Source organism: Bacillus sp. SJS (assembly GCF_000732485.2).
Classification (GTDB): Bacteria; Bacillota; Bacilli; order Bacillales; family Bacillaceae; genus Metabacillus_B; species Metabacillus_B sediminis.
In genome coordinates this window covers 180,057-204,891 of sequence record NZ_JAQV02000015.1, presented here as the reverse complement: position 1 = coordinate 204,891, position 24,835 = coordinate 180,057, and the positions used below count along the sequence as shown (strand labels likewise).

Annotated in this window: 28 protein-coding genes and 1 pseudogene; 18 read left to right on the top strand and 11 right to left on the bottom strand. The window is 42.6% G+C overall.

What is annotated here, in order from left to right:
* Window positions 1-12: 12 nt before the first annotated feature.
* The 7 genes and pseudogenes from flgK to AS29_RS21725 form a co-directional block, all read left to right on the top strand.
* On the top strand, window positions 13-1,512 hold the full coding sequence (flgK, locus tag AS29_RS08115; RefSeq protein WP_035404804.1) for a flagellar hook-associated protein FlgK: 1,500 nt from the start codon (window positions 13-15) through the stop codon (window positions 1,510-1,512).
* 10 nt (window positions 1,513-1,522) lie between these two features.
* On the top strand, window positions 1,523-2,419 hold the full coding sequence (gene flgL, locus AS29_RS08110; RefSeq protein ID WP_035404803.1) for a flagellar hook-associated protein FlgL: 897 nt from the start codon (window positions 1,523-1,525) through the stop codon (window positions 2,417-2,419).
* A 53-nt stretch (window positions 2,420-2,472) separates the two neighbouring features.
* Entirely contained in the window at window positions 2,473-3,042 is a 570-nt protein-coding gene (locus AS29_RS08105) for a DUF6470 family protein (RefSeq protein ID WP_035404802.1), read from the top strand.
* A gap of 21 nt (window positions 3,043-3,063) precedes the next feature.
* Window positions 3,064-3,483 carry a flagellar assembly protein FliW gene (gene fliW, locus AS29_RS08100; RefSeq protein ID WP_035404801.1) on the top strand — a complete coding sequence of 140 codons (420 nt, stop codon included), beginning with the start codon at window positions 3,064-3,066 and terminating at the stop codon, window positions 3,481-3,483.
* A gap of 12 nt (window positions 3,484-3,495) precedes the next feature.
* Window positions 3,496-3,714, top strand: coding sequence for a carbon storage regulator CsrA (csrA, locus tag AS29_RS08095; RefSeq protein WP_035404800.1), 219 nt, complete (start codon window positions 3,496-3,498; stop codon window positions 3,712-3,714).
* Between the two features lie 173 nt (window positions 3,715-3,887).
* Window positions 3,888-5,051 (top strand): flagellin N-terminal helical domain-containing protein, encoded by a 1,164-nt coding sequence (locus AS29_RS08090; protein ID WP_035404798.1) that lies wholly within the window; start codon window positions 3,888-3,890, stop codon window positions 5,049-5,051.
* Between the two features lie 341 nt (window positions 5,052-5,392).
* Window positions 5,393-5,509: pseudogene (locus AS29_RS21725) on the top strand (flagellin); the annotation flags it as partial.
* Between the two features lie 373 nt (window positions 5,510-5,882).
* On the opposite strand, the gene AS29_RS08080 reads toward AS29_RS21725, so the two are convergent.
* The gene (locus tag AS29_RS08080; RefSeq protein WP_156505898.1) at window positions 5,883-6,509 is read right to left on the bottom strand and encodes a DNA endonuclease; all 627 of its coding nucleotides are present in this window, start codon (window positions 6,507-6,509) and stop codon (window positions 5,883-5,885) included.
* On the bottom strand, window positions 6,409-6,756 hold the full coding sequence (locus tag AS29_RS21720) for a hypothetical protein (protein ID WP_156505897.1): 348 nt from the start codon (window positions 6,754-6,756) through the stop codon (window positions 6,409-6,411). Before AS29_RS21720 ends, AS29_RS08080 begins: the two co-directional genes overlap by 101 nt.
* A 220-nt stretch (window positions 6,757-6,976) precedes the next feature.
* Between AS29_RS21720 and AS29_RS08075 the strand changes: the two genes are divergently transcribed.
* The 5 genes from AS29_RS08075 (at window position 6,977) to AS29_RS08055 (ending at window position 11,229) form a co-directional block, all read left to right on the top strand.
* Window positions 6,977-7,225 carry a hypothetical protein gene (locus AS29_RS08075; protein WP_035404796.1) on the top strand — a complete coding sequence of 83 codons (249 nt, stop codon included), beginning with the start codon at window positions 6,977-6,979 and terminating at the stop codon, window positions 7,223-7,225.
* A 239-nt stretch (window positions 7,226-7,464) separates the two neighbouring features.
* On the top strand, window positions 7,465-7,731 hold the full coding sequence (locus AS29_RS08070; RefSeq protein ID WP_035404795.1) for a DUF5344 family protein: 267 nt from the start codon (window positions 7,465-7,467) through the stop codon (window positions 7,729-7,731).
* A 25-nt stretch (window positions 7,732-7,756) separates the two neighbouring features.
* Window positions 7,757-9,526: a T7SS effector LXG polymorphic toxin gene (locus tag AS29_RS08065; protein WP_051860520.1), complete on the top strand. Its 1,770-nt coding sequence runs from the start codon at window positions 7,757-7,759 to the stop codon at window positions 9,524-9,526.
* Window positions 9,523-10,146: a hypothetical protein gene (locus tag AS29_RS08060; RefSeq protein ID WP_035404794.1), complete on the top strand. Its 624-nt coding sequence runs from the start codon at window positions 9,523-9,525 to the stop codon at window positions 10,144-10,146. Before AS29_RS08065 ends, AS29_RS08060 begins: the two co-directional genes overlap by 4 nt.
* Window positions 10,147-10,251: 105 nt before the next feature.
* Entirely contained in the window at window positions 10,252-11,229 is a 978-nt protein-coding gene (locus AS29_RS08055) for an ADP-ribosylglycohydrolase family protein (protein WP_035404793.1), read from the top strand.
* Between the two features lie 102 nt (window positions 11,230-11,331).
* Here AS29_RS08055 and AS29_RS08050 read toward each other — a convergent pair whose 3' ends face one another.
* The 8 genes from AS29_RS08050 to AS29_RS08010 form a co-directional block, all read right to left on the bottom strand.
* The gene (locus AS29_RS08050; RefSeq protein WP_051860519.1) at window positions 11,332-11,589 is read right to left on the bottom strand and encodes a hypothetical protein; all 258 of its coding nucleotides are present in this window, start codon (window positions 11,587-11,589) and stop codon (window positions 11,332-11,334) included.
* A 523-nt stretch (window positions 11,590-12,112) separates the two neighbouring features.
* Window positions 12,113-12,448, bottom strand: a complete 336-nt coding sequence (locus tag AS29_RS08040; RefSeq protein WP_035404791.1) for a hypothetical protein — start codon at window positions 12,446-12,448, stop codon at window positions 12,113-12,115.
* 16 nt (window positions 12,449-12,464) lie between these two features.
* A complete protein-coding gene (locus AS29_RS08035) occupies window positions 12,465-14,420 on the bottom strand; it encodes a DUF6792 domain-containing protein (RefSeq protein WP_051860518.1) in 1,956 nt (651 codons plus the stop codon).
* 4 nt (window positions 14,421-14,424) lie between these two features.
* Entirely contained in the window at window positions 14,425-15,021 is a 597-nt protein-coding gene (locus AS29_RS08030; RefSeq protein ID WP_066099017.1) for a hypothetical protein, read from the bottom strand.
* A 328-nt stretch (window positions 15,022-15,349) separates the two neighbouring features.
* On the bottom strand, window positions 15,350-15,940 hold the full coding sequence (locus tag AS29_RS08025; protein ID WP_156505896.1) for a hypothetical protein: 591 nt from the start codon (window positions 15,938-15,940) through the stop codon (window positions 15,350-15,352).
* Window positions 15,941-16,041: 101 nt separating this feature from the next.
* A complete protein-coding gene (locus tag AS29_RS08020; RefSeq protein ID WP_051860516.1) occupies window positions 16,042-16,671 on the bottom strand; it encodes a hypothetical protein in 630 nt (209 codons plus the stop codon).
* A 12-nt stretch (window positions 16,672-16,683) separates the two neighbouring features.
* Window positions 16,684-17,307 carry a hypothetical protein gene (locus AS29_RS08015; RefSeq protein WP_035404789.1) on the bottom strand — a complete coding sequence of 208 codons (624 nt, stop codon included), beginning with the start codon at window positions 17,305-17,307 and terminating at the stop codon, window positions 16,684-16,686.
* A gap of 16 nt (window positions 17,308-17,323) precedes the next feature.
* Entirely contained in the window at window positions 17,324-17,956 is a 633-nt protein-coding gene (locus AS29_RS08010; RefSeq protein WP_156505895.1) for a hypothetical protein, read from the bottom strand.
* Window positions 17,957-18,146: 190 nt separating this feature from the next.
* Between AS29_RS08010 and AS29_RS08005 the strand changes: the two genes are divergently transcribed.
* Both AS29_RS08005 and AS29_RS08000 read left to right on the top strand, forming a co-directional pair.
* Window positions 18,147-18,587: a cell wall hydrolase gene (locus tag AS29_RS08005; protein WP_035404787.1), complete on the top strand. Its 441-nt coding sequence runs from the start codon at window positions 18,147-18,149 to the stop codon at window positions 18,585-18,587.
* Between the two features lie 584 nt (window positions 18,588-19,171).
* Window positions 19,172-20,443 (top strand): hypothetical protein, encoded by a 1,272-nt coding sequence (locus AS29_RS08000; RefSeq protein WP_035404785.1) that lies wholly within the window; start codon window positions 19,172-19,174, stop codon window positions 20,441-20,443.
* Window positions 20,444-20,611: 168 nt separating this feature from the next.
* On the opposite strand, the gene AS29_RS07995 is transcribed toward AS29_RS08000, so the two are convergent.
* Window positions 20,612-21,022: a VOC family protein gene (locus tag AS29_RS07995; RefSeq protein ID WP_035404783.1), complete on the bottom strand. Its 411-nt coding sequence runs from the start codon at window positions 21,020-21,022 to the stop codon at window positions 20,612-20,614.
* 267 nt (window positions 21,023-21,289) lie between these two features.
* Here AS29_RS07995 and AS29_RS07990 point away from each other — a divergent pair, with 267 nt between their 5' ends.
* The 4 genes from AS29_RS07990 to AS29_RS07975 all read left to right on the top strand — a co-directional run bounded on the left by AS29_RS07990 (window position 21,290) and on the right by AS29_RS07975 (window position 24,827).
* Complete coding sequence (locus AS29_RS07990) at window positions 21,290-22,663, top strand: acyclic terpene utilization AtuA family protein (RefSeq protein WP_035404781.1); 1,374 nt, start codon at window positions 21,290-21,292, stop codon at window positions 22,661-22,663.
* Window positions 22,647-22,958: a DUF4387 domain-containing protein gene (locus AS29_RS07985; RefSeq protein ID WP_035404779.1), complete on the top strand. Its 312-nt coding sequence runs from the start codon at window positions 22,647-22,649 to the stop codon at window positions 22,956-22,958. Before AS29_RS07990 ends, AS29_RS07985 begins: the two co-directional genes overlap by 17 nt.
* Window positions 22,959-23,048: 90 nt before the next feature.
* Window positions 23,049-23,948, top strand: coding sequence for an ABC transporter permease (locus AS29_RS07980; protein ID WP_035404777.1), 900 nt, complete (start codon window positions 23,049-23,051; stop codon window positions 23,946-23,948).
* The gene (locus tag AS29_RS07975; protein WP_035404774.1) at window positions 23,949-24,827 is read left to right on the top strand and encodes a carbohydrate ABC transporter permease; all 879 of its coding nucleotides are present in this window, start codon (window positions 23,949-23,951) and stop codon (window positions 24,825-24,827) included.
* Window positions 24,828-24,835: the final 8 nt, after the last annotated feature.

Genomic DNA, 24,835 nt, shown 5'->3' with positions numbered 1-24,835 from the left:
AGGAGATCGAAAATGGGTTCAACCTTTGCAGGACTGGAGATATCAAAACGCGGAATGTCAGCTCAGCAGTCGGCGCTTTATACGACGGGGCAGAATATATCGAATGCGAATACGCCTGGGTATACGAGGCAGCGTGTAAACTTCAAAGCAACGGATGCTTATCCGTATCCTGGTCTTGAAATGCCGAAAATTCCGGGCCAGCAGGGAACGGGAGTAGAGGGAGGAAGCATTCAGCGGATCCGGGACAGCTTTTTGGATGTTCAGTTCAGAGGCGAAAGCACGAAAACGGGCTATTATGGGGCTCGGGCTCAGGCGCTTGAAAGCATGGAAGAAATTATGAATGAGCCCTCTGAAACGGGGTTATCCAAAACGATGGATCGTTTCTGGCAGTCGTTAGAAGACCTTGCAGCCAATCCAAGAAACTCAGGTGCACGTTCCGTCGTGAAGGAACGCGGAATTGCTGTTGCGGATACATTCCAGTATCTTTCCACCTCGTTAAAAAAGGTTCAAGATAACCTGAAAAGTGAAATGGACCTCTCGGCAACTCAGGTTCAATCCCTGGCCACACAACTGAAAAACGTCAACAAACAAATCTCGGAAATTGAGCCGCACGGTTATCTTCCGAATGATTTGTATGACGAGCGGGACCGGATTATTGATGAGCTGTCTTCTTTAGTTCCCATTAAAGTAAGCGATCCGATCAAAAGCGGAGGAAATGCTCTTCCGATTGCTGAAGGAATGGCCGTTGTTGAAATTCTGAAAAAAGACGGAACATCAGCAGGCAAGCTTGTAGACGGATTAAACAGTTCTACTTTTTCCATGGACTACGAGGACGGTTTAGTTACAGGAATGAACATTGGTGGTACCTCAGTTGCTGTAACGGATATTCAAGAAACTGGTAAGATTCAAGGCCTTGCAAGCTCACATGGCTATAAAGACGCTGGAGCAGCAAAAGGCGAATATGTCGACATGCTGAATGACCTGAACAGCCTTGCTGAGTCTTTTGCAGAAGAATTCAATAAGGTTCATGCTGATGGTCTGAATCTAAAGGATTTTGCAACTTCGCCTCCTGGAAAGTCTGCTGTCAAATTTTTTGAATATACACCCGGCCAAGGTGCCGATAGTATTCGGATTTCGGATAAGATTATGGAATCCACCGATTATATCGCAGCCTCTAAAGGCGAAATTGGAAATGGGGATAACGCCCTTGCACTGGGAAAAGTGAAATCCGGATCCGTAACGATTGACGGAAAAAGCACAAGTGTCCAGAATTTTTACGAAGGTATGATCGGGAATATGGCCGTTCAGGCCCAGGAATCAGACCGGATGCTGAAAAACAGTACCACATTAAAGGATTCTGTTGAACTTCGCCGCCAGTCGGTCAGTGCCGTTTCATTAGATGAAGAAATGACGAATATGATTCAATTCCAGCATGCATACAATGCATCAGCCCGCATGATAACGATGCAGGACGAGCTGCTGGATACGATTATTAATAAAATGGGATTGTAGGTGACCAAGCATGCGCATAACACAAGGAATGCTCGCAAATAACTCGCTGAGACACATCAGCAACAGCTATGACCGCATGGGAAACCTGCAGGACCAGCTGGCCACAGGCAAGAAAATCACTAGACCTTCACAGGATCCGGTTGTCGCCATGAAGGGGATGCAATACCGGACTGGACTGACCGAGGTCGAGCAGTACAAACGCAATCTGTCAGAAGCGTATCAATGGATGGAAAACTCAGAAGGCGGAATGGAGCATGCAACTCAAGTGTTCCAACGTGCCCGTGAGCTTTTCCTGCAAGCGAAAAATGGAACGAACAGCCCTGAGGATCTGAAGGCAATTGGAGTAGAGATCGGTCAGTTGAAGGAAGATTTGGCAGGAGTTGTTAACACACAGGTTGCCGGAAGCTATATTTTTAATGGGGATTCAACGGATAAACCGCCTGCGGTCGTGGCAGCGGATGGAACCGTAATGTTTGCTCCAAATACAAATCCATTTAAGGTATCAGTCTCCAATGGCGTTCAGTTGCCGGTAAACGTCAACGCTTTAAAAGCATTTGGCGGTGATGTGGATGGAAAGAATCTTTTTGCTACATTGAAAAGCATGGAAGATGCAGTTAATGGCGCGGACATGAGTAACAGCGAAAAACTTCTCGGAGATTTAGATAAGCACTTTGATAACATTAGTGCTGAGCGTGCAGAACTCGGAGCGCGCTACAACCGCCTTGAACTGATTGATGACCGCATCGGCCAGCAGGAAGTAACGGCAAACCGTATTCTTTCAGACAACGAAGACGCCGATATTGAACGCGTCATCACAGACCTTAAAATGCAGGAAAGCGTCCACCGTGCCGCACTAAGCGTAAGCTCGAGAATCATTCAGCCTACCCTTATGGATTTCCTAAGATAATACACTTGAGCTGTCTTTCTTAAGACAGCTTTTCGTTTAGGAGCTGAAAACACATGCAGGTCCCGCAAATTCGAATCCAAAGCACACAGGGCAGAATCGGTTTAACAACAATTTCAGCAAAAATGGAACAGCAGCAGCCCAAGGCTGATCTATCCATTCAGCAGCCGAAAGCCGATTTATCCATCGAAACAACAAAAGGACAGCTCTCTATAGACACAACGGAAGCTCGGGTAGATGTCGATTTAAAGCACATTTCCAGACGTATTCAGGAGTTTGCCCAGCAAGGCTATCAGGACTGGCTCGATGGAATGGCGAGAGTCTCAGCGCAAGGGGACGAGCTTATGCGCATTGAATATGGAGGCAATCCAATTCCTGATCAGGCCAAACAGAACAGCGAATCTCCGATGTATGATTTTAATATTGGTTTCATTCCAAGTGCCGGAAGTGTAAAAGTAAGCTATGAACCGGCTAAAGTGAAAATAGACATAGAGCCACGCAAACCGGTCATTGAAGTTCAGCAAAATAAACCAATTCTGGATTACACACCTGGGAAAGTCCAAGTAGATATGCTTGAAAATCCGAATCTAACGATTGATTTCGTAACCATCGACATCAAGGTATAATGAAAAAAGAGGTGGAACAACATGCTTAAGACAAAATATCATGGGGAAGTAGAAGTCGATGACTCTCAAATTCTAAAATTTGCAGCAGGCATCCCTGGATTTGCATCGGAAAAAGAGTTTATCATTCTTCCGTTAGAAGAAGGCTCTCCCTTCTTAATTCTGCAATCAGCCACAACAGCTGAACTTGCATTCGTCGTAACAAACCCTTTTCTATTTTTCAAAGACTACGAGTTTGACCTGGACGAAAATACAGTGGAAGCATTAAAAATCGACGACGTTAATCAAGTTCAAATCATGGTCATCCTGACAGTTCAAGATCCATTCGAAAAATCTACGGCCAACCTGCAAGGGCCCATCATCGTGAACGAACAAACGAAACAAGCCAAACAAGTCATCCTGAACCACCCATCCTACAAAACCAAGCACAGCATCGTGCAATAGGGAGGCAGGAACATGCTCGTACTCACAAGAAAACTAAACGAAGCCATCCAAATCGGAGAAGACATCGAAATCACCGTCGTCAGCATCCAGGACGGACAAGTCAAATTAGGAATCAATGCGCCAAAAAACATAGACATCCACCGCAAAGAAATCTACTTATCGATTCAGGAAGAAAACAGCAGTGCTGCCTCTGTTTCTCTGGATTTACTGAAAAACTTAAAGAAATCTTAAACCTTGATAAAAGCACTCAAGGTTTTTTATTTTTTTCCAAAAAACTATTAAACCCTGCAAAGGAATGTCGATATAAGATATGTAACAAGCAGTACCTAAAGGCGGCCGACTTTAAACACTGCTTAAAATAACCACATGGATGTGGAACCGAAAATCAGGGAGGAAATTTAATAATGAGAATTAATCATAATATTGCTGCGCTTAACACTTATCGTCAGCTTTCATCTGCTAATACAGCGCAAGGTAAATCAATGGAGAAACTGTCTTCTGGTCAGCGTATTAATCGTGCCGGTGATGATGCTGCAGGTCTAGCTATTTCTGAAAAAATGCGTGGACAAATTCGTGGTTTAGATCAATCTGCTCGAAACTCTCAAGATTCTATCTCTATGATCCAAACTGCAGAAGGCGCTTTAAACGAGACTCATGACATCCTTCAACGTATGCGTGAATTAGCTGTTCAAGCAGGTAATGATACAAACACTGGTACAGATCGTGGAGAAATCCAAAAGGAAATTAACCAATTAACTTCTGAAGTTAACCGTATTGGTAATACTACTGAATTTAATAGCCAAAAACTACTTAATGCTAGTGCTGGTTCTGTAACAGCTGCTAATTCTGCAGTAGCGGGTAACTATACATTAACTCTAAGTGCAGCCTTTGGAGATGGTGAAACTATCACTATTGATGGTCAAACCTTTACTGCTGAGGCAACAACTGCAATGACAAATGCAACAACTGGTGTTTTTTCTTCTGACACTACAGCAGCACAAGCAGCTAACTTAAAAACTGTAATTGATGGAAATGCTACACTTTCTGCTAAATACACCGTTACAGTAGCAGGTAATAACTTAACATTAGTGCAAAAAACAGGCCAAGAATCATTGACTGGACCTTCTGTGACAGATACTGGTGCAACTGCAAATGCAACTCCAAGTACTAATACTGCTGGTAAATTAGCTGAGTCTGCAAAATCATCATTTAGCTCACAAATAGGGGCTAACCAAAACCAAACAATGACTCTTGATTTTACTGATATGCGTGCAGCGGCACTTGGAATTACTGGAACTGGAGCTAATTTCACTGGAAGTGCAACTGTAACAGATGGTACAAATAACACAGCTAATGAAAATGCATTAGATGTAAGTACTGCTACAAAAGCAGGAAATGCAGTAACAGCTATTCAAAGTGCTATTGAAAAAGTTTCTGCTGAGCGCTCCAAACTTGGTGCAAATCAAAACCGCTTAGAGCACACAATTAATAATCTAAGCACATCTTCAGAAAACCTAACTGCCGCAGAATCTCGTATTCGCGACGTAGATTATGCTTTAGCTGCATAAGCAGCGACAAGCACAGTCGTCCTAGCTGGTAACGGCTAGAGATCATAATCGGGTGAATTGCTGGAAACCCCTTAAGCTTTTCTTGCCACAACGCAGCCGGAAACGGCAGACGTGAGGGCTTTAAAAAAAGAAGAGATTGGGCAATCAGCAGCCAAGCTCCTGTCTCGAAAGAGTGGAGAAGGTTCAACGACTAGGATATACCATCTAAGGCGCAAGCTATGGTGATGAAATCCGTAGGTGAAGCAATGATCATCAGCATTGTGAATCCGAAGTGCCCGACCCCTACTGGAATTCCGGAGGGTGAAGATATAGTCTGGTCATTTATGAAAGTAAATGTTCGCACGATGGCGAAAGAAATGATGAACCAAACAAAGAACTCTATTCTTTCTCAAGCAGCACAAGCAATGCTGGCTCAATCCAATCAGATGCCTCAAGGTGTATTACAACTTTTGAGATAATGATTGCAGGGCGTCCCGCTTGGTAACGAGCTGGATTATAACTGGGTGAATTGCTGGAACCTCCTTAAGCTTTCTTCCCCACAACGCAGCTGGAAACGGCAGACGTGAAGGGCTGAAAAGAAGAAAGATTGGATAATCAGCAGCCAAGCTCCTGTGAGGAAACTCTGGAGAAGGTTCAACGACTAGGATATACCGTCTAAAGTGAAAACCATGACGATGAAATCCGTAGGGTGGTAACAGCCATTCGAAGTGCCCAGCTCCTTAGACTTTTAAGGATGAAGATATAGTCTATTCCATCGCTGAAAAGCATGGCGGCAAAGCAAGCCAACCAACAACCACAAGGTGTTCTTCAATTGCTTCGTTAATTGGAGATTTAAGAAGACTTCTTCGGAGGTCTTCTTTTTGTTTTTCTAAGTTCGGCCAGTTTGTATACGACCGACCAATAACTTCGTCCTAGTACCTCTGCTATCCTAAGATCTGTTTCGCCCTCATCTTTTAAAATAAGCATTCTTTCTATTTCTTCTGAAGTATATGGACGTACATTATTTGAATGGGCAGCCACAACTTCATATCCTGGATAAAGTGTTTTATATTTTTCTGATTCCTGCTTAAATCGGATATCCCAATCAAATTTATATCTCATACTTTCCATGCTGATTTGGTTCGCTGTAAATTGAAGAAAGCGGTAGACGTCCGCTGTTTTTTGCAGTTTTAAAATAGTCCCCTTTCCATCCTTACGCTTAGAAAGAATAAATTCAAATCCATAGGTGTTTGCAACGTGATTTTTCAACATGATTAGTTCGTCTTCGAAAAAGCATTGTAAGTATAAAGCGATTATGGGATTCAATATAATTTTCTTTTTATTGTGATTGATTCTTCTGCTAATACAAAGAGATCCATCATCTAAATATAGAACCGCTAAAAATATTGGATGGGTGATGTAATGGAACAGTTGAGTGGGTACTTTTTTTTTCGGTATTTTCAGGATAGAAGTGAGCATTCAAATGATTAAATAACTCAAGCGATTTTGAGACAATATAATTTCCTTTTGGTCTTTTATACAACAATCCAGGTAAGACCATGCATTTCCAAAGTCTATACTCTTCTTGTTCTATAGAAAAATGTTCTCTGTAACTTCTATTAATTCTTCTGGAATTTTTATAGAGTTTTGTAATTTCACCATCACCTAGAATACTTGCTAGTAATACGTTTTGTTGATAACTTGTTAGTTGTTCAAAAGTAACCATTCTTACCACCTCCATCTTCATTATATACGAACGATAGTTCTATTTTGTTGATTTTGCTCTCAATAACCAATCAAAGTAAAGTTTCCTTCGCACAGGGACGATTCCTGATTCAGCCGCCATCACCGGAGTAAAACTAAAAGTCTATCGTAAAACTCTTACTGGAACCGTGAGCTCGCTTAAAGTAGATATAAAAAATGGAGTGTTTGGAGCTGGCAGTCTGTTGGAACAGGGAGATTATACTTCAGTTCCTTCTGCATCCTCTGTGGCTTCACTGCCGGTACCAGCTGCCAAGCAAGGATTCACAGAAATTAGTCTTCCTTCAACAGCCTTCGTAAATATCAACAAATCAGGAAAAACTCAGCTTCGGCTCACAGCCTACACCGTTGCAGATTTTACAAGTGGTGTACTGGAAATCTACGGTGGGGAAGATGCTGTATCTGCTCCTGTTTTAATGGTTGTTTATAACTGAATATGGTTTAATCTCTAAAAACACCTCTTTGTTGATTAAGAGGTGTTTTTGCTGTTTGTGTACCATCTATAGTCCTAATTTGTTTTGAGAAATCTAGTCCATTTCCCTTACACTAAAAAGAATCTAAATAAAATGCAGGACTATCTGCCAATTGGGGAATGTAGTAAACAAATGATAAAATTAGTAGAATGTTACATTTATGGGATGCATGGTTACATCTTAAATAGGCAGGTGGAATAATGACGACTATTAAACTTGATCATTCAACAGTAATGAATCAGCTTAAAGAGATGGAAAGCGTGTTGAAGGAGGTTGTAATTGAACCTTTTGATGCTGCTTCACTGGGGGATATTAAGCTTTTATTTACCGACCTCATGCTTCAGCGGGAGGAGTCCATTCACAGGATGGCCCAGGAGTACATAGAGGCAGTTTTAAAGAATATTGAGGATACGAAAGTGAATGTGACATCTTTAAAAGAGCAGGATGAGGCAATTACTCATTCTTAAATTAGGATGAAGGGCAGCGTGGCAAATGGGGAAGGTTTATGATTCAAGCAAATTGTTCACGGCCATCGATGCAAGAATCAGTCAATATAATACGTTAAATGGCAAGCTGAACTCTCTTGAGAAAAAATTTCAGGCATTGGTAGATAACGCTGAGTTTCAGGGAACTGGCGCTGAAAATATCAAAAGCTTTTATCAGGCTCAAATTGATTTGGTAGGGGACTGGAAAAAGCTGATTGAGCATTTGCTTGCTTTTTATCAGGCTGTACCAGGATATGCAGGCGATGCCAACTTATCCGATGACTCCCGGGTAGTGCTTCCTTTTTTAGAGGAGCAGCTGGAAACTGGTTCGACAAATAGTCAATCGCTGGTTGATGCACAGCATAGTGAATTAAAAGCAATTCTTGATAGTATACAAGATATTATTTCACTTACTCCATTTTCTAAGGAATCATTTGAGACAAATACGAAGAAAGCGGATAAGAAAAGGACGGAAACGGCTGAAGCTTTGAACAATTTGGACGAAGGAATGCTGATTGGCCGTTATATGGATAGTATGGATGCACAGTCAGCTGTTCAGCTGGCTTATATCGCTATAATGGAGGCAACTTCAAAAGGCGGTACCATACAGCCTATTAATTTTAATGTACAAGCCTATCAGGCGAACGCAATACAAGATGTTCGGAAATCCGTATCTGAAAAAGTAAAGACGTTTAAAGACCAGGAATCCAAAGCTAAGGAAATACGGGAAGAGATTGCTGCAGAGAAAGCTAGAATTGAGGCGGAAAAGAATAAAGAATGGTATGAAAAGGCCTGGGATGGCGTAAAGACCTTCACTGGTGAGTTCAGCGGATACTATGACTACAAACGAGCCACTGAGGGTGTAGATCCAGTTACAGGCAAGAAGCTTAGCACCTCCGAAAGAATTGCTGCAGGATCCATGGCAGCAGCCGGTTTTATCCCGGTTGTTGGATGGGCAGGCAGGGCAGTCAAAGGCGGCAGCGCAATTTATAAAACGGCAAAAGGAATCAACGGTATTAATCATGCATTGAATGCCTATCAGGGAACAAAAGCCATGGATATGCTATATAAAACGGAAAAAGGAATTTATGGTCTTTATACATTTAACAGCGGCAGAGAATATGTATTTGGAACGGATTTGCTTGGAAACAAGTTGACAGATGAGCAGCGCAATCAGGCGTTGATCAACGGTTTAACGATGGGTGTACTTGGCGGAGGCACAAAGTATTATGATAAATTGAAGGCGGCAAATGCACCCTATACATTGACCCGGCGCCCGATTGAAAGTGCGGTACCTAAAAGAATTAGTGAAGCGGATCGGGCGAAGCTGGATAAGTGGAAATTTGCGCCTAATGAAGATAAATATATGAAAAATAAAGAGACCTATGATAATCCTCAATACTATAATCAGGAGGATGGAAATATCCAGTGGCCTCCTAATAATGGTTTTGATGGGGAACCTGCAGAGATGACACTGAAGCAGGGGAAGCTTTTGGATCGATATGGCGCACCTAATGGAGGTTTCTTTTCTCCGGAAGGCATCCCCTACGAACAAAGAGCCCTTGCTCTTCATAGTGACGAAGCCGATTATTATGTTTATAAGGTTCTGGAGGATTTTGATGTGACAGGAGGAAAGATTGCTCCGTGGTTTGACAGACCCGGCGGTGGAACTCAATATCTTAAATACCATGAAGATGGAAGAACCTATTCAATGGAGGAACTTATTCGAGAAGAACTCATTGAAGAAGTATCTATGAAAAAGGGTGGAACTCAATGATTAATCAAGAAATCTATAAAAAATTAGAAGAAAAATACGCAGTACAAAAAGAGAATCATGACGGACAAACTGAAATTATCCTATACCCTAAGAATAGTGATGGCAGTCCGAATCAAGATGCCGGCTATAAACTAACCAATGATGATCAAAATCAAATTTGGATCCTAAATAAGATAGAAAGAGACCGCATTTTTGAATTAGGACAATTTAAGGGAGATACATCTGGGTTATTAAGTTTATGGGCAGCAGTTGAAGGACAGATGAACCCGCTGCAAGCTAAAGATGAAGTAAAGCAGTCGCTTCGAAATATAGAAAGTGATATTAAAGAAGGAAAGGAGATCTTGGAGAAACAAGTGAACCTGTCCTATTTTTCAATAGAAAAGGAAAAGGCTGGAGCTGTGAACTTAATGGCAGACAGCAATAAATACCACGTCATCTACTTATCTCCTCTAGGAGACAGGGTTTCCATAACAAAAAGCCGCCCATTAAACAGTGCTCTGGTGGTTGTCTATAATTTCAGCATGCTGCTCGAAAAGTTTGACCAGCTTTTTAAGAATTGGAACGTTTCTATTCCAAATGAGGAAGTGGAGAAGCTTAAGAGAGTGTTTATTGGTAAGTGAAGGTTCCAGTTTAATGTCTCACAAAGAGAGTGGGGAATTTATGAGGCTTGAAGAGAAGTGGAGAGAAGACAGTAAACAGTTTTTAAAAATTCACTTGAAAAGAACATGATGCCAGCCCTCTACGGAGGAATTGTTGGAGATTTATTAGGTGTGCCCGCAGAGTTTAAAGGAAGAGGATCGTTTAAAATTGAAGACGTAACAGGATATGGTACCTACAATCAGCCTCCTGGTACGTGGTCTGATGATACCTCACTCACTCTATGCCTCATCGAAAATCTAATAGAAGAGAAGCCTGTCGAAGATTTAATGAGAAAGTTTGTTTTGTATAAGAATAAAGGCTATTGGACGCCATTCAATGAAATGTTCGATATAGGAAGAACGACTATTGAGGCTATTCATAGATTTGAAAATGGAGTACCGCCGGAGAAATGCGGGGGTTCTGATCCGTATGACAATGGAAATGGAGCTCTTATGAGAATCGGACCAGTGGCTTTTATTATTTATCGGAGTTTTGACTTTAGGGAGAAAGTTCAAACCATAAAAAAATATACAGAGCTTACACATTCACATCCAAGAGCAATCGTAGGCTCTATTATTTACATTGAATTTCTGTTGAGAATATTATATAACAATTCACCTAAAACAGCCTTGGAACAAATCGCTAAGCTTTTCCGGGAAAACTATGATAGAGAGCATCCTTACATTAAGGAATTTAAGCACTACTCCCGGCTCTTCAAACCGGATTTCTTCAGCCTCCCCGAAAAAGAAATCCGCTCTGACGGTTATGTTGTGCACACACTCGAAGCCGCAATCTGGTGTCTCGGCAGCACTTCAACCTTAAAGGATGCCGTTCTAAAGGCAGTCAACTTAGGAGATGACACGGATACGGTTGCTTCTATAACGTATACCATGGCAGGAATTTGGCATAAAGTTAAACCTAATGAACATTTATCCAAGCACATGGATGCCAGCCCTGCCGACTGGCGGGATGCAATTGCAAGGAAAGAAGATGTAGATGAGCTTTTAAACAGATTTTTTGAGTTTTGTGCTGAAAAAGCAATTAAAGAGGAGTATGGGGAGTAATTTTGTATGTTTGAGAATGAATATACTAGCAAACTCCGGTCTGCAGCCGGAGTTTTTAAATATAAAAGATAGCTGAAACTTATAGCGATTGATCTCTAATATTTACAAAAAAGGCTTCCGTTTAATGCAAGAATAAGTAATCGGCTTATAATGGCCGCGGCACACTTTTTCAACGGCACCATTTTTAATTAATTTTTTTAGAGTTGGAGAGAGGTATGCAGAGGCATCATATGTAGTCTTTCCTAGTCTGCTTCCAATGTCGGAGGATTTGATTCCGTATTCATCTCTTATAGAGTTGTGCAATTCAATAAGGTTGTTGTAGATGATTTGATCTTTGTCAGTAATTTGCTCTTTCATCATTAATTCGAGTTAGCCCCTTTCTGATTGCGTTTAAGTTTTTCTTATATTGTATTAAAATTCCGAATCGAAGAAAAGGAAATAGATTCTTCAGAAGTAAGGAACAGGAAAAAATGATGGTATATGAATTTAAAATAGCTGTGCGTGTCACCACAGCCAGTTTTAAATAATAAATTTAGCAGTCGACTCTTCCAGATTTTAGATAAAGTTAAACGGTATACATGGTCTTCAATTTCTTCCTGTTTAACTGTAGATTCAGCAACCTTCGCTGTAATCATGCTGTCTCTTTTGATAGTGAAGAATTTTCTTCAAATGCCCCACTGATTTTCTGGCAACCCTCATTTTATAGGATTTTAACTTTATACAAACAAAATCGTGCCAAGGCTCTCATAGACTATAACAACACCATCGTAGCGATGATTAATAGAAGGAAAAATCTGATCAAACACGTCGAATATCAAACATTTAGTGGACTTAGCTCAATTAAAAAAAGACTGCACAAACACAGTCTCTCAAATAAAACCATTCAAACAGACACAACCGCTTCCTTATCCTCTTCATAATAAATCGTCGTCATCTGCCGGTTCATGCTGTTGATGAAGCTGCTGTACTGGTAGGCCAGAGCGGTCATAGAGGCTTTTTGCTTGGAAATGGCATCCTCTTGAATTTTTTGGTGCTGCTGGATTTTTTCGCTTATTTTATCGACGAGTTCGCCTGATTGGGCTTCCATTTCGGTTTGAACGGTTTGGGTGAGTTTTGTTCCGGCTGCGTTTAGTTCATCAAGTAAACTCTGGAAGGTCCCGGCTTTATGTGTAAAATCCTGTTCCGGAACGAGCTGATGCAGGAAAGACAGCTGCGGCATTTTCATCCCTCTTCTCTTAAATTAGCTTAAACATTGAGGCTACTTTTTGGTCCTCTTGAAAGAATTTTTCAACAGAATTTTTAATTTGATTGATTTGTTTGACTCCTGCTTCCTGTTCGGTTTCATGGTAGTGGAATAGCTCTTGGAAGGTTGCGGTGTTGGCGGGAGGAATCGGATAAATGGTTTCCTGGACATCAATTTTTGTTACTTTATAGACGGTCGTACTGTATCCAAGCCTGCTTTGGGCCCAGGCCGTATCAGACTCTGTAGAGGCAATCGCCTTCATCAGCGTACCTTTTCTTAGTGCATAATCATCTGTATACTCTCGATGATACGCTTCTTTAATCTGCTTAAGGAGGGTATTCTTTTCCTCATAAATGTTTAGGCCTTCCTTATAAAGGCGGAGGGCGGAGGAAAGGTTAATCAGAATGGGTTTGCCGGCTACCATTTTCGCTTTGAACATATCGTCGCCTTCATATGAAAATCCATCTAATGAAAGTGCACTGATTACGGCATCCATAAGGTGGGCTTCTGTTGCCATTCCGAACTTTTCCATCAGTTCTTCAAGAATGGTTTTTATGGAACCAAACCCGGCCTTAAATTCATTAAACTCGGTTTTAATGATATCCGATGTGTTCATTAATACCTCGATCTGCTTTAAAAATCCTTTAAGGTCTCCATTTCGAAGCTTTTCTAAAGTAGCTACATCCCCAATGTTTTCAATCGCAGCCTTCATCGTCTCCAGGTTGTCGACCATCCCGTCTATAACCGATTCGATTTTTTCTCTTTCTTCAGCAGAAACGGTTCCGACGATTGATAATAAGGCAGGCAATTCATCCTTCAGACTTGTCACCTTATCAATCATCAGCCCGACATGATCCTTCATTGCAACAAGCGTTTTCGCAACGGTTATCGCATTCTCTGCACGTTCGACAGGGTTTAGAGTAGTAAGGTCAAGATCTTTAAGCGTTTCAATAGATTGATCCCAAAACTTCTTATTGAAGCCAGTCACCCCCAAAACAATGCCGTCAATTCCATCCTTTTCGTAATATGGCGCGATCTCTGCCAGCTTCTTTTGAATGACTGCAAGGTCCTCATCGGATACGTTATCAAGCACATTTTTAAGTCCATCAAAATCCGGATTTGTCTCAATTATTTTACGATCTCCGAAAAACAGAAAGCCTCGAAAACTAGATATGGCAAAAAGAATTTCATCTGCAGATGTTGTGTGGTGGATGTTTTTGCCGCGTTCTTTGTAGTAGTCGGTGGCGAATTTTTCTAGTTGGGCGCTTGGGATGGAGTATATTTCGTCAAATTCGAGAGCTGAGATCCCGAAATGCTGTACTAAATTACGCCTGAATTTTGTGTCTATATATGCTAGCTGATAAGCACTGGGAGGAGCATCATTAAATGTATAAACTTCTTTAAAAGAACCCGAATTGAGCTGAAGCATCTGGATTAAGTTCCCGCCAAGAGAATGCCCGATTCCGTAATTATCCAGTTTGGTTAATCCTTCTTTTGAAGTCTTTGCTGTTATTTCGCTATTCACTTCTTCTGCAAATTTCTTTGCATCGTCAAATTGTTCCTTATTTTTTCCAGTATAAATGCCAAAGACGTTATATAGCCAATCCAAAGGTTTTCCTTCACCAGCATCTTCTCCCATTTCACTTCCTCTGGTAAGGGTATATGATTGATTGATTCCTTTTTCCGGATCATAAAAGTGGATGACTGTCCCATCAAAACCTGAATCAGTGATGGACTGATATTTTTTTGTACCGGAATGATAAATATCAATATTTACAGGAGGAGGATTTCCGGTTTCTTCAATATAAATTTGCCTGATTTTTTCTTGGAAGTTAGCTATATCCTCTTCAGTCGGGTTTTTAGGTATACTATATTCCATTTTGGCAATTCTCGCCCGCAGCATTTCGGTAGATAATAACTCTGAATTCGTACTCTTTTTGTCTGTCATACTTTCACTCCTGTTTAAAGGAAACAGATTTCATAACTTTAGTTGCTTCTTTTTCAAAGGTATTTTCTTTTGACATACAGCTTTTATCCTCTTTTTGACACGTTACCGTATATACAATCCGCACAGCTTGATCACTTTTGTCGGCTTTAATAAAGCTTAAGTAAGTGTAGGTTGTAGCTTTTTCAATATCCATGGTGTCTTTCGCAAAATAGTTTGTTTTCCCATTTTCTTTTGACTCATTATATGTTCCTTTATAATCAATAGATGAGGATAACAGACTTAAATTGGGTTCAACTTTTTGAGTATTTGATTTGTTTTCATACGTAATTTGAGTGTCAATAACAGCTCCATCTATTTCCGAACCATATAAAACTGACTCATACTCGTTACCGTGCTTTTCATTGCCGAAGTTATCTGAAATGATAGCATCTTTTGGAAATAGCATGGTATATCCATTCGTCTTGGACTTAAATTCAAAATAACCTTTTTCCACTTCTTTTGGGGATGTCAGATAGCCTTTAGTGAAGTCGTCCTTCAATGCGGCTGGCTGAGGTGTATTCGTTTCTCCTTGAACCTGTTTATCATTTTGATTTCCTTCCATTCCGCAGCCTCCAATAACTAATAAACTTATAAGTACAAAAATACCGCAATAAAATTTCAATAATAAGCCCCCTCAAATGTCACAAATCTCTACATCTAATTACTACCACATATTCCCACTGTGCAACAATCTAAAACAGGAAATTGGGTATTTTTGAATCGGTTGTCACAGGTTTTTAGACTTAGTTGTTTCGAGGTTTAATAAAGGAAGTAGGTTTATAGTCTTGAGGAGGTGAGGATCTGGAAGCGATGAAAAATAAAATATTTGTATCAAATAGTAAAGGTACTCGAACTTTCAGATGAACTTTTCTTTAATTCTATCCTTATTACTACTGTTCAAAGTGGACGGACGTCATAACCTTCAATGCAGCATTCTCTAGATCTTCCACATTTGATTGACAGCTTTGGTCGTTTTTCTTGCATCTTGTATTAAAAATGAATTCAACAGCTTGATTGCTGTTTCCAGCTTTGATAAAGCTGAGATTGACGTAAGCATTCGAATTTTTTAATTCTGATGTCTTTTTGGCATAATAGATGGTTTTCCCCTTTGCATGAATCTTTTTGAAGGATTCATCGTAGCCGGCTGTCACAGACAGCAATCGCAGTTTTTCTTCAATGTCTCTGGTGCTTGGTTTATTTTCGTATGTAATACGTGTGCTTATTGACGCCCCTTTTAGATTATAGCCATACATAATTGACTCAAATTCATTCGCTCGCTTTTCGTTCCCAAAATCATCAGAGATTACCGCATCTCTTGGAAATAGCATGGTATACCCATCCGTCTGGGACTTAAATTCAAAATAACCTTTTTCCACTTCTTTTGCAGATGTTAGATAGCCTTTAGTGAAGTCGTCCTTCAATGCAGAGGGTTGGGGCGTATTCGTTTCTCCTTGAACCTGTTTCTCATTTTGATCTGCCATTCCGCATCCCCCCAAAATGGCAAAGGAAAGTAATACCCCCATCAACATAGAAATACTTTTTTCCAAATTCACCTTGAACACCCTCTCAATGTAAACCCGTCTTATTTAAATGTTACAGAATTCATAATTTTTAGAGCGATTTTTTCTTGATCTTTTGCCGCTGATGGACAGGATTCATCTGATTTTTCGCATGTTGCATTGTAAATGAATTCCACAGCCTGATAATCTCCTTCAGATTTAATAAAGCTGAAGAAGGTATAGCTGATTGCTCCATCTATTTCAGATCGTTCTTTGGCATAATAAATCCGTTTGTCTTTTTCTTTAAATTCTTTATATTCGCCTGTGTATCCAACTGCTGTAGAGAGCAAGTCCAGATTGGATTCAATGTCCTGTGTTTGCGGTTTGTTTTCAAACGTTGCGTCTGCCATGATGTCAGCATCTTTCCGTGCTGCTCCATAAACAATGGTTTCATAGAAGGTTTCTCTTGTTTCATTAAATTCCTTGGAGATGACTGCATCCGCAGGGAAAATCATCGTGTACCCGCCTGTTTTTGACTCAAAGAGATAAAAGTCCTTTTCAACTTCTTTTGAAGTAGTTAAGTAATCCTTTGTAAATTCATCGTTTAATGCAGCTGTGTTGGCTTCAGGGACAGCTGCTGGCTGATTGCTTATTTCGCAGCCGCCTAAAGTAAGAAGTAGGGCGGCTGCAGAATATCGGAGTGTATTTCTCACATTTCAGCCTCCTTATTCGCTAAAAGTGATGGAATTCATTATTTTCATTGCTGAATCCTTATGATTTTCTGCCTTGTTTTGGCAGGCGGTTTCTTCTTTTTTGCATGTTGCTCCATACATGAAATGAACGGCCTGATTTGTTTTTTTCGCTTTGATATATCCAACGTATTGGTAGGTTAGATAATCGTCGGTTTTATCGGTTTCTTCACCTTTATAGAGGATGATTTCTTTGCTCTCTGATTCTGAATAGGGTCCATCATAGCCTGAAGAAGAAGATAACAAGTCGAGGTTTTCTTCTATATGTGCTGTAAGCGGTTTGTTTTCATAAATAATTTGAGTATCCACATCTGCCTGATCGATTTCTGCTCCATAAATGATGGCTTCATAAAAATCCTCGTCCCTTTCATTTCCGAAGTCTTTCGATATAACAGCCTGCACGGGAAGGAGCATGGTGTACCCGCCCGTCTTAGATTTAAACCGATAGTACCCTTTCTCCACTTCTTTAGAAGAAGTTAAATAGCTTTTTGTAAAATCATCCTTTAATGCTGCTGTACTGGGTTCTGCGGGCTTCTTTTCGTTTTGGCATCCTCCCATTACTAAGAAACAGATGGTGATGCATATTAACAACAGTCTCAAGTGAACTGCCTCCTGTTCAATGGAATTTAACCGAATAAATCAATTTGTGTGCTATCTTTTTTTGGAGTTCTTTATTGGAGATGCAGGCTTGGTCTTCGCGATGGCAGGTACTACTGTACATAAATCGGACGGCTTGATTTCCTTTATTAGATTTTATAAATGCGAAATCATTAAAATTAATAAACCCGTCTTGCTCAGTTGTTTTTTCACCTAGATAAATGGTATTCGCATGTACTTTTGATTCCTTATATTCCCCATCATAAGAAACGGAAGTGGAAAGCAGGTCCAAATTCGCTTCGATATCTTTTGTGATTGGCAGATCTTCATAGATTACTTGAGTATTTACTTCCCCTTTTTCAATAGTTCCGCTATACATAATCGCTTCAAAGTAGTTTTCCTTTTTCTCGTTTGCGAAGTGTTCGGAAATAACGGCGTCCGCCGGAAAGAGCATGGAATACCCGCCTGTTTTCGATTCAAATTGATAAAAGCCTCCTTCAACAGCTTTTGCAGAAGACAAATACCCTTTTGTGTATTCATCTTTTACAGCCTGATCAGCACCAGACTTGGTTATGCTGGAGGATTCGTTCAAACGGCAGCCTGCTAATACAGATAAAGTTAGTAGGATTAACAAAGTTTTATGTAGTTTCATAAATTCCTCCAAGACAGGTTCATACATTTATAGTAAAGGTAAAATTTACCTCAAGCAAATTCCAGGCTGGATTTTTTGAATCTGCAATTTTAGTCGGGCGATATCAGAAGTATTGGATAGACAAATCCGTCCACCAGCTATTCAGACATCATTCCATAATCCCTTCATAAACTATCCTGAGGTGAAAAAAATGCCCAGAGTGAAATACACAGATGCCGATGTTGCCTTGATGGCAAGGATGATGAGAGCGGAGGCGGAAGGGGAAGGCCAGCAGGGGATGCTGTATGTGGGGAATGTCATTGTAAACCGTGCAAAAGCCAGCTGCTCGGATTTTAAAAATGTCCGAACGATCCGGCAGGTCATCTTCCAGGTGCAAGGCGGGAATTACTCATTTGAGGCGGTTCAAAAAGGAAACGTTTTTTATAACAGGGCGAGGTCGGTGGAAAAAAGACTGGCCAAGAAGAATTTGGATTATTGGCGGGATCATCCTGCCAAATATGCCTTATGGTATTTTAACCCCTACGCACCATGCCCCCCAACCTGGTACAGCCAGCCGAAATCCGGTCAATTCAAAAATCACTGTTATTACGAACCCAAACCCGGAACCTGTGCCAGTGTATATAACGGATAATAGCGGTGGGCAGTCAGGAAAAGCTTGCACCTCCAGCCTGATTCACATTTTCTTAAGATGCTGCAAAAAGCCAGCTTACCTTAAAAAGGTCAGCTGGCTTTTTGCTGTTACATTTGCCCAGCGTAAGTCTGTCTGGTCTCCATGAATACCGGAAAAGAAAGCGGTTAATGCATCCCGAACAGGGGTAACGGAGTAGAAATGAGATTATTTAGGAGGTAATCTTGATGAAAAAAATATGGTTAGTAGTGATACCGGCGATTGGGTCCATTCCCTTATAAACAGCAGCCGTCTTGGAAAATGGATTCCTGAAACTATCAGAGTTGACATCAGAGTTTGAACCGATTTTGAAAGTAGCACCTGAATACAAGTCTGCATGGCAACGAGAAAGCAAAGGCATCTTTGAAAGCACAAAGTCAAGATTTAATGGATGGCGGGGGTACGGTCGGATTTTATGATGTGTATTAAAGTAGAGATGTTTCTGAAACGAATCTGATTTTATAGATTGAATCACTGAAACTGGAAGGGCCGTCAGTATCCCGTATGTTCGTGAAACGATAAAAAACGGATCAAAGGAGTAGATCACTATGTCCCAAGTTTTTGAAAACACCACAGATCAGTACCTTCGTCCACTCGGCGCATTCGAACGCATCATCGATCTGTATATGTATCGCAACCCCGTCCAATTCTCCCTGACAGCCGTGCTGACTCGTGACGTCTCTGAAGAGGAGTTGACTCAGGCGTTGCAGAAGCTGCAGCGGGTCCATCCGCTGCTAGCCGTCGAAGTCTGCCGCCCTGACCAGGATGATCACCGAGCCACCGGCGCTATGTTTCGATCCTCCGACAGAGGGATTCCTGTCCGTGTCGCGCGCGAGACGACGTGGGAGCACGAAGCAGCATTTGAGCAGACGGCGCCAATCATGCCTGCTCCGGGCCCTCTGGCTCGCGCGGTGCTGATTCCTCCCGGGAAAGGGGTTGCTGGGGCAACTGTCATGATGACGTTCGCTCATCAGATTACGGATGGACGAGGTGCCTTGTGCACCGTAAAGGACCTGGCGACGATTCTCGCAGGGGAAAGCCTGCTTCCATCGAACCTTCCTGTGGCGCAGGAGAATTTATTAGCAGACCTCATCCCGGCGTCCGCCACCGTCGAGAGCGCACCCCAAAGCGTTGAGGAACCGGCCGGGGAACAGGAAGCGACCTTGCCTCTTCCGGGACGATTGCGTCCATTCAATGGATTGGCCCCGCACATTCAAGCCGAAGACCTCGGCGTTGCGGGCACCCGACAGCTCGTCGAGCGCTCACGTGCTGAATCTTGCACGGTGCAGGCCGCGTTATGCGCAGCAGCGGCTATGGTGTTGTTTAAAGCGACGAATCGTAACCAGATACGCATCAACGTGCCAATTGATCTGCGCCAAGCTGCCGGACTACAAGATGTCGTCGTCCGTTTCGCTGCCACCATGGTCGTCCTCGATCATTCGGCTGGCACGAGGTTCTGGGATCTCGCGCGGTGTGCAACTGACCAGCTTAAGGCAGCACGCGATCTGGAGACGATTCGGGATTCAGCTCTGATGCTTGCGCAGCTCGATCCATCGACCGCTGATGACGCGGAGTTTGCGATGCTTGCCGCGACCAACGCAGACATTGAGATCACGAACCTCGGGGTAACCAGCGGAATCGCCGTGGAGCGGGACGTGCTCGCAATGTGGGGACCGACGATGACGACACAGGTCGCTGGAGAACAGATTCTCGGCGTTGTCACCCACGGTGATGTGCTGCGCATGGTGAATGTCACCCATGACCCGATAGCAGGACTTGTCGAGAACATCAGCCTCGAACTCGAAGCCGCCTGCCGATAACTGTAAACGGCAGGCAGTTCAAGAACCTGTGCAAGTGTGTATAACGGATAATGGCGGTGGGCAGGCGGGCCAAGCTTGCACCTCCATCCTGATTCACATTTTTTTTAGATGCTGCAAAAAGCCAGCTCACCTTAAAAAGGGCAGCTGGCTTTTCCTTTGCATTTATATTTAGGCCTTCTCAAAATTTAGGTCCCATGTCACACCAAACGGATCCTCAACCTTCGCATATCTTGCTCCCCAGAACGTGTCCTGCAGCTCCATATGTACGGTTCCTTTTTCGCTTAGTCTTGCGTAGAGCGTTTCAATTTCTTCGCTGCTTTCAGGCTCGATTACGAGAGCAACGTTGGAGCCCTTTGTTACGGACTGTCCTGGGAAAGAGTCGGAAACCATAAAAAATAGGGGGCCTTTCGTAAAGCGGGCATGCATAATTCGGTCATCAGCCTCTGGGGGAGTCGGGAAGTCGGCTTGGCCGAAGGTTTGAATTTCAGAAATTTCACCTTCGAATAGTTCTTTGTAAAATTCCAGGGCTTCTCTTGCGTTTCCATTAAAAGATAAATACGGTGCAGCTTGCTTCTTCATCAATAACACTCCCTTTATTTTATTTTGGAAAAGAAGGATGGTGTTCGACTCTATATTCAATTTCCTTCCTTCTTTTTCCTACCTGTAATTATTATATATAGAAATATGTAACAATAAAAGAACGTTTGTTCGTTATTATGAGCGTTTAATCGACAAAATCATCCCCCAGCCTTGACTGGAAAAAGAATTACAACTACTATTATTTGTAAGCGATTACATATCATATAGTAGTACAGCAGTCTATTACTATATGAGGAGGCCGCAGCTATGGCCGATTTGGTTAGGATTCTTTCACCGTGCGGGATGCTGGGGTACGGATTTCCTGCTTCTTCTTTTCTGAAGGGGCTCGAATATGATTTGCACGGCATCGTTGTTGATGCCGGTTCAACTGATGCAGGGCCGCATAAGCTTGGCGCTGGTGTATCAATTGTCAGCCGAAGGGCAGCGAAAAAGGATCTGGAGCTGCTGATTATTCACGGTCTCCCAAGAAAAATTCCAATTATTATCGGATCTGCGGGGGGAGCGGGAGCGAAGCCGCATCTTGATTGGACGCTTGACATCATTTATGAAATTTTAGCCGAACAAAAGCTAGCAGCGAAACTCGCCGTTATCCCGGCAGATATTCCTCAAGAAACTGTTTTGAATGCGAATAAGCATCAGCAAATTCAGCCACTCTCACCAAACATTCCTGCCTTAAACGCAGAAACGATCCTGCAAACCCATTCCATCGTTGCCCAAATGGGGCATGAACCAATTTTAGAAGCATTAGAGAATCGCAGTGACATCATTGTATGCGGACGGGCCTATGATCCGTCACCCTTTGCAGCCATTGGTCTTTTTCATGGAAAAGATCCAGGGCTGAGCTATCACCTTGGAAAAATATTAGAATGCGGCGCGCTTTGTGCGGAGCCTGGGACAACAAAGGATTGCATTCTTGGAACGATTACCAGGGATTCCTTTACAGTCCAGTCTTTAAATGAAAAGAGAGTATGCACGCCCGTCAGTGTGGCCGCCCATACATTTTATGAAAAAGAACACCCGTATATCCTTCACGGTCCGGGCTTCATGCTCGATTTAGAGAAGTGTACTTTTGAAGAAAAAGAGCCAGGGGTTGTGGAGGTGAAAAACAGCCGGTATCACCCGTCCGAAGATTACTGGATTAAGCTTGAAGGAGCAAGGAAGGCAGCCTATCGCACCTTCGTCCTTGCGGGTATCCGCGATCCCCTCCTGTTAGGGCAGCTTGAAAGTGTAGAGGAACTTGTGGTCCGGCAGACTGCGGAATATTACTCGGAAATTGATCCGGAAGAATATGACATCCGTTTCTATCATTACGGAAAAAATGCGGTTCTGGGCGAAAGAGAGCCTTTTCTTTTTTCCGGCCACGAGGTAGGCGTGATGTTTGAGGTGCTGGCGCAAACCCAGGAGCTTGCGAGCAGTATTTGTGCAACGGTCCGGTCTACCTTTTTGCATTACGGCTATGAAAACCGGAAATCAACCGCCGGCAACCTGGCATTCCCGTTTGCGCCGAGTGACATTGAATTCGGGCCGGTTTATGAATTTTCGATTTATCATTTAATGAAGGCTTCGGGGGATTTCTTTACCGTGCGTTATGAGGAGGTCACAGATGGCTGCTCTTTATGAACTGGCAAAAGTGATCCGCAGCAAAAATTCCGGTCCGTTTGAACTGACGCTTGATATTCTATTCGATTCTGCCAGCACGTACGAAAGAGTAAAGAAATCAGGGAAAGTTACACCTGCTGCCATTTCGAAGCTATACGGTACGGATGAGTCGCAAATCCATCATTTTGTGTTCTTTGATCAGGCACTCGGCATAAAAATCACGATGGCGCGGACTGTTTCCTCAGGTACAATCGGCGACAGGGATGTGTACGGAGCCCAGCAGCATGCTCCGCTTTTCTCCATTGAAATAGATTGACAGGCATCACCCTTTACAGGTTTACGATCTTAAAAGATTCAGATTTTCTACCGTGCACGTACTCTCTGCCTGAAAAGGAGCTGGATTTGGATGCTGCAAGCAAAATGGAAACTGATTAAACGAGACTGGGTTTTATACGTCATGCTGATTCCGGCACTTATCTATTTCATTACCTTTCATATCGTCCCGCTTATCGGGATGAAGCTTGCGTTTCAGGACTATCGGATACTTGGGAATCATCAGTGGGTGGGGCTTAAGCACTTTGAGGTGCTCTTCAGCTCCCCGGCTTTTTTTACCGTTTTGAAAAATACGATCATCATCAGCTCCATGAAAATGATTTTCTTCTTCCCGGTGCCAATTCTTTTATCCATTCTTATAAACGAAGTTCGTCATGGGAAGTTCCGTAATTCGGTTCAGTCGATTATTTATCTCCCGCATTTCCTTTCATGGGTTGTCATCGCCGGAATTTGGATAAGCCTTCTGAATCCTGAGGATGGCGGGGTTAACCTGATCCGGAACTTTTTTCAGATGCCGTCGCTCGATTATATGACAAGCAAGGATCATATCCGCTGGGTGCTCGTCTTCTCGGAAATCTGGAGAAGTGCGGGGTGGGATTCAATTATCTACCTGGCAGCGATTATGAAAATCAGTCCGGCCCTGTATGAAGCCGCCCGGATTGACGGAGCTTCAAACCTCCAGCAGCTGAGGTACATCACCATTCCTGAGCTGTCCGGAACGATTATCACCGTGTTCATCCTGAATCTTGGCTTCTTCATGAATGCCGGATTTGATCAGGTGTTTAACCTGATGAACAACTCGGTGATTTCCGTGATTGATATATTGGACACGTATGTATACCGGATCGGTCTCGTAAACGGCCAGTACTCCTATGCAACGGCCGCGAGCTTGTTTAAAGGGGTCATCGGTACGGTGCTTATTCTCGGAACGCATTTCATATCGAAGCGGCTTACCGGAAGAGGGGTGTGGTAAATGAAGAAATTAACGCCTTTCACGGTAACGGTGTATACGCTCCTGCTTCTGCTATCTGTCTCGGTGCTCATTCCCATCCTGAATCTTCTTGCGATGTCCTTTTCAGATCCATTAAAGGTACAGGCGCTTGGCGGATTGGATATTTTGCCGAAGGGCTTTTCTTTGATTAACTATCAGGTGCTGTTTTCAAATCCCCTTATTGTCCGAAGTATTTTTAATACCGTGTTTCTTACCGTTGCAGGAACGGCGCTGAATCTCTTCCTAACAGCAATGGCTGCTTATGTGCTTTCAAGGACGCACTTTGTCGGCAAAAGAGCGGTCCTCCTCCTGCTGATCATCATCATGGTATTTGAACCCGGACTTATTCCGGAATATTTGCTTGTAAAGGTTCTTGGTCTTCTAAACACGTATATGTCCCTAATCTTTTACAAGGCCATCAATGTTTACTATTTGTTCATCCTGATCCGCTTTTTTCAGGATGTACCGGACAGCATTTTGGAGGCGGCCAGAATTGATGGTGCCGGGCACTTTCGTATTTTTACAAAAATCATGCTTCCTCTTTCCAAGCCAGGGCTTGCGACACTTGGCCTGTTTTACGCTGTGTACCACTGGAATGAATATTTCCGGGCCACGATTTACATCACGGATCCGAATAAGTGGCCGCTGCAGGTCGTCCTTCGGCAGTTTGTCGTCCAAAAGGACAATGCCTCCCTGCTTGGTGCGCAGAATGTATTATCGTATGACAAAATCGCGAGTCTTGATTTTACTTCACTCCAGGCCGGCATGATCATCGTTTCCATGCTGCCGATTCTCATTCTCTATCCACTTATTTTGAAGTTCTACGCGAAGGGTGCATTTGAAGGAGGTGTGAAGGATTAAGGCGGGCT

What these genes read in the sequence shown, in the direction of transcription:
- flgK (WP_035404804.1), top strand. Translation starts at nt 13, where the DNA reads ATGGGTTCAACCTTTGCAGGACTGGAGATATCAAAACGCGGAATGTCA.
- flgL (WP_035404803.1), top strand. Translation starts at nt 1,523, where the DNA reads ATGCGCATAACACAAGGAATGCTCGCAAATAACTCGCTGAGACACATC.
- AS29_RS08105 (WP_035404802.1), top strand. Translation starts at nt 2,473, where the DNA reads ATGCAGGTCCCGCAAATTCGAATCCAAAGCACACAGGGCAGAATCGGT.
- fliW (WP_035404801.1), top strand. Translation starts at nt 3,064, where the DNA reads ATGCTTAAGACAAAATATCATGGGGAAGTAGAAGTCGATGACTCTCAA.
- csrA (WP_035404800.1), top strand. Translation starts at nt 3,496, where the DNA reads ATGCTCGTACTCACAAGAAAACTAAACGAAGCCATCCAAATCGGAGAA.
- AS29_RS08090 (WP_035404798.1), top strand. Translation starts at nt 3,888, where the DNA reads ATGAGAATTAATCATAATATTGCTGCGCTTAACACTTATCGTCAGCTT.
- AS29_RS08080 (WP_156505898.1), bottom strand. Translation starts at nt 6,509, where the DNA reads ATGCTCACTTCTATCCTGAAAATACCGAAAAAAAAAGTACCCACTCAA.
- AS29_RS21720 (WP_156505897.1), bottom strand. Translation starts at nt 6,756, where the DNA reads ATGGTTACTTTTGAACAACTAACAAGTTATCAACAAAACGTATTACTA.
- AS29_RS08070 (WP_035404795.1), top strand. Translation starts at nt 7,465, where the DNA reads ATGACGACTATTAAACTTGATCATTCAACAGTAATGAATCAGCTTAAA.
- AS29_RS08065 (WP_051860520.1), top strand. Translation starts at nt 7,757, where the DNA reads ATGGGGAAGGTTTATGATTCAAGCAAATTGTTCACGGCCATCGATGCA.
- AS29_RS08060 (WP_035404794.1), top strand. Translation starts at nt 9,523, where the DNA reads ATGATTAATCAAGAAATCTATAAAAAATTAGAAGAAAAATACGCAGTA.
- AS29_RS08055 (WP_035404793.1), top strand. Translation starts at nt 10,252, where the DNA reads ATGATGCCAGCCCTCTACGGAGGAATTGTTGGAGATTTATTAGGTGTG.
- AS29_RS08050 (WP_051860519.1), bottom strand. Translation starts at nt 11,589, where the DNA reads ATGATGAAAGAGCAAATTACTGACAAAGATCAAATCATCTACAACAAC.
- AS29_RS08040 (WP_035404791.1), bottom strand. Translation starts at nt 12,448, where the DNA reads ATGCCGCAGCTGTCTTTCCTGCATCAGCTCGTTCCGGAACAGGATTTT.
- AS29_RS08035 (WP_051860518.1), bottom strand. Translation starts at nt 14,420, where the DNA reads ATGACAGACAAAAAGAGTACGAATTCAGAGTTATTATCTACCGAAATG.
- AS29_RS08030 (WP_066099017.1), bottom strand. Translation starts at nt 15,021, where the DNA reads ATGGAAGGAAATCAAAATGATAAACAGGTTCAAGGAGAAACGAATACA.
- AS29_RS08025 (WP_156505896.1), bottom strand. Translation starts at nt 15,940, where the DNA reads ATGGCAGATCAAAATGAGAAACAGGTTCAAGGAGAAACGAATACGCCC.
- AS29_RS08010 (WP_156505895.1), bottom strand. Translation starts at nt 17,956, where the DNA reads ATGAAACTACATAAAACTTTGTTAATCCTACTAACTTTATCTGTATTA.
- AS29_RS08005 (WP_035404787.1), top strand. Translation starts at nt 18,147, where the DNA reads ATGCCCAGAGTGAAATACACAGATGCCGATGTTGCCTTGATGGCAAGG.
- AS29_RS08000 (WP_035404785.1), top strand. Translation starts at nt 19,172, where the DNA reads ATGTCCCAAGTTTTTGAAAACACCACAGATCAGTACCTTCGTCCACTC.
- AS29_RS07995 (WP_035404783.1), bottom strand. Translation starts at nt 21,022, where the DNA reads ATGAAGAAGCAAGCTGCACCGTATTTATCTTTTAATGGAAACGCAAGA.
- AS29_RS07990 (WP_035404781.1), top strand. Translation starts at nt 21,290, where the DNA reads ATGGCCGATTTGGTTAGGATTCTTTCACCGTGCGGGATGCTGGGGTAC.
- AS29_RS07985 (WP_035404779.1), top strand. Translation starts at nt 22,647, where the DNA reads ATGGCTGCTCTTTATGAACTGGCAAAAGTGATCCGCAGCAAAAATTCC.
- AS29_RS07980 (WP_035404777.1), top strand. Translation starts at nt 23,049, where the DNA reads ATGCTGCAAGCAAAATGGAAACTGATTAAACGAGACTGGGTTTTATAC.
- AS29_RS07975 (WP_035404774.1), top strand. Translation starts at nt 23,949, where the DNA reads ATGAAGAAATTAACGCCTTTCACGGTAACGGTGTATACGCTCCTGCTT.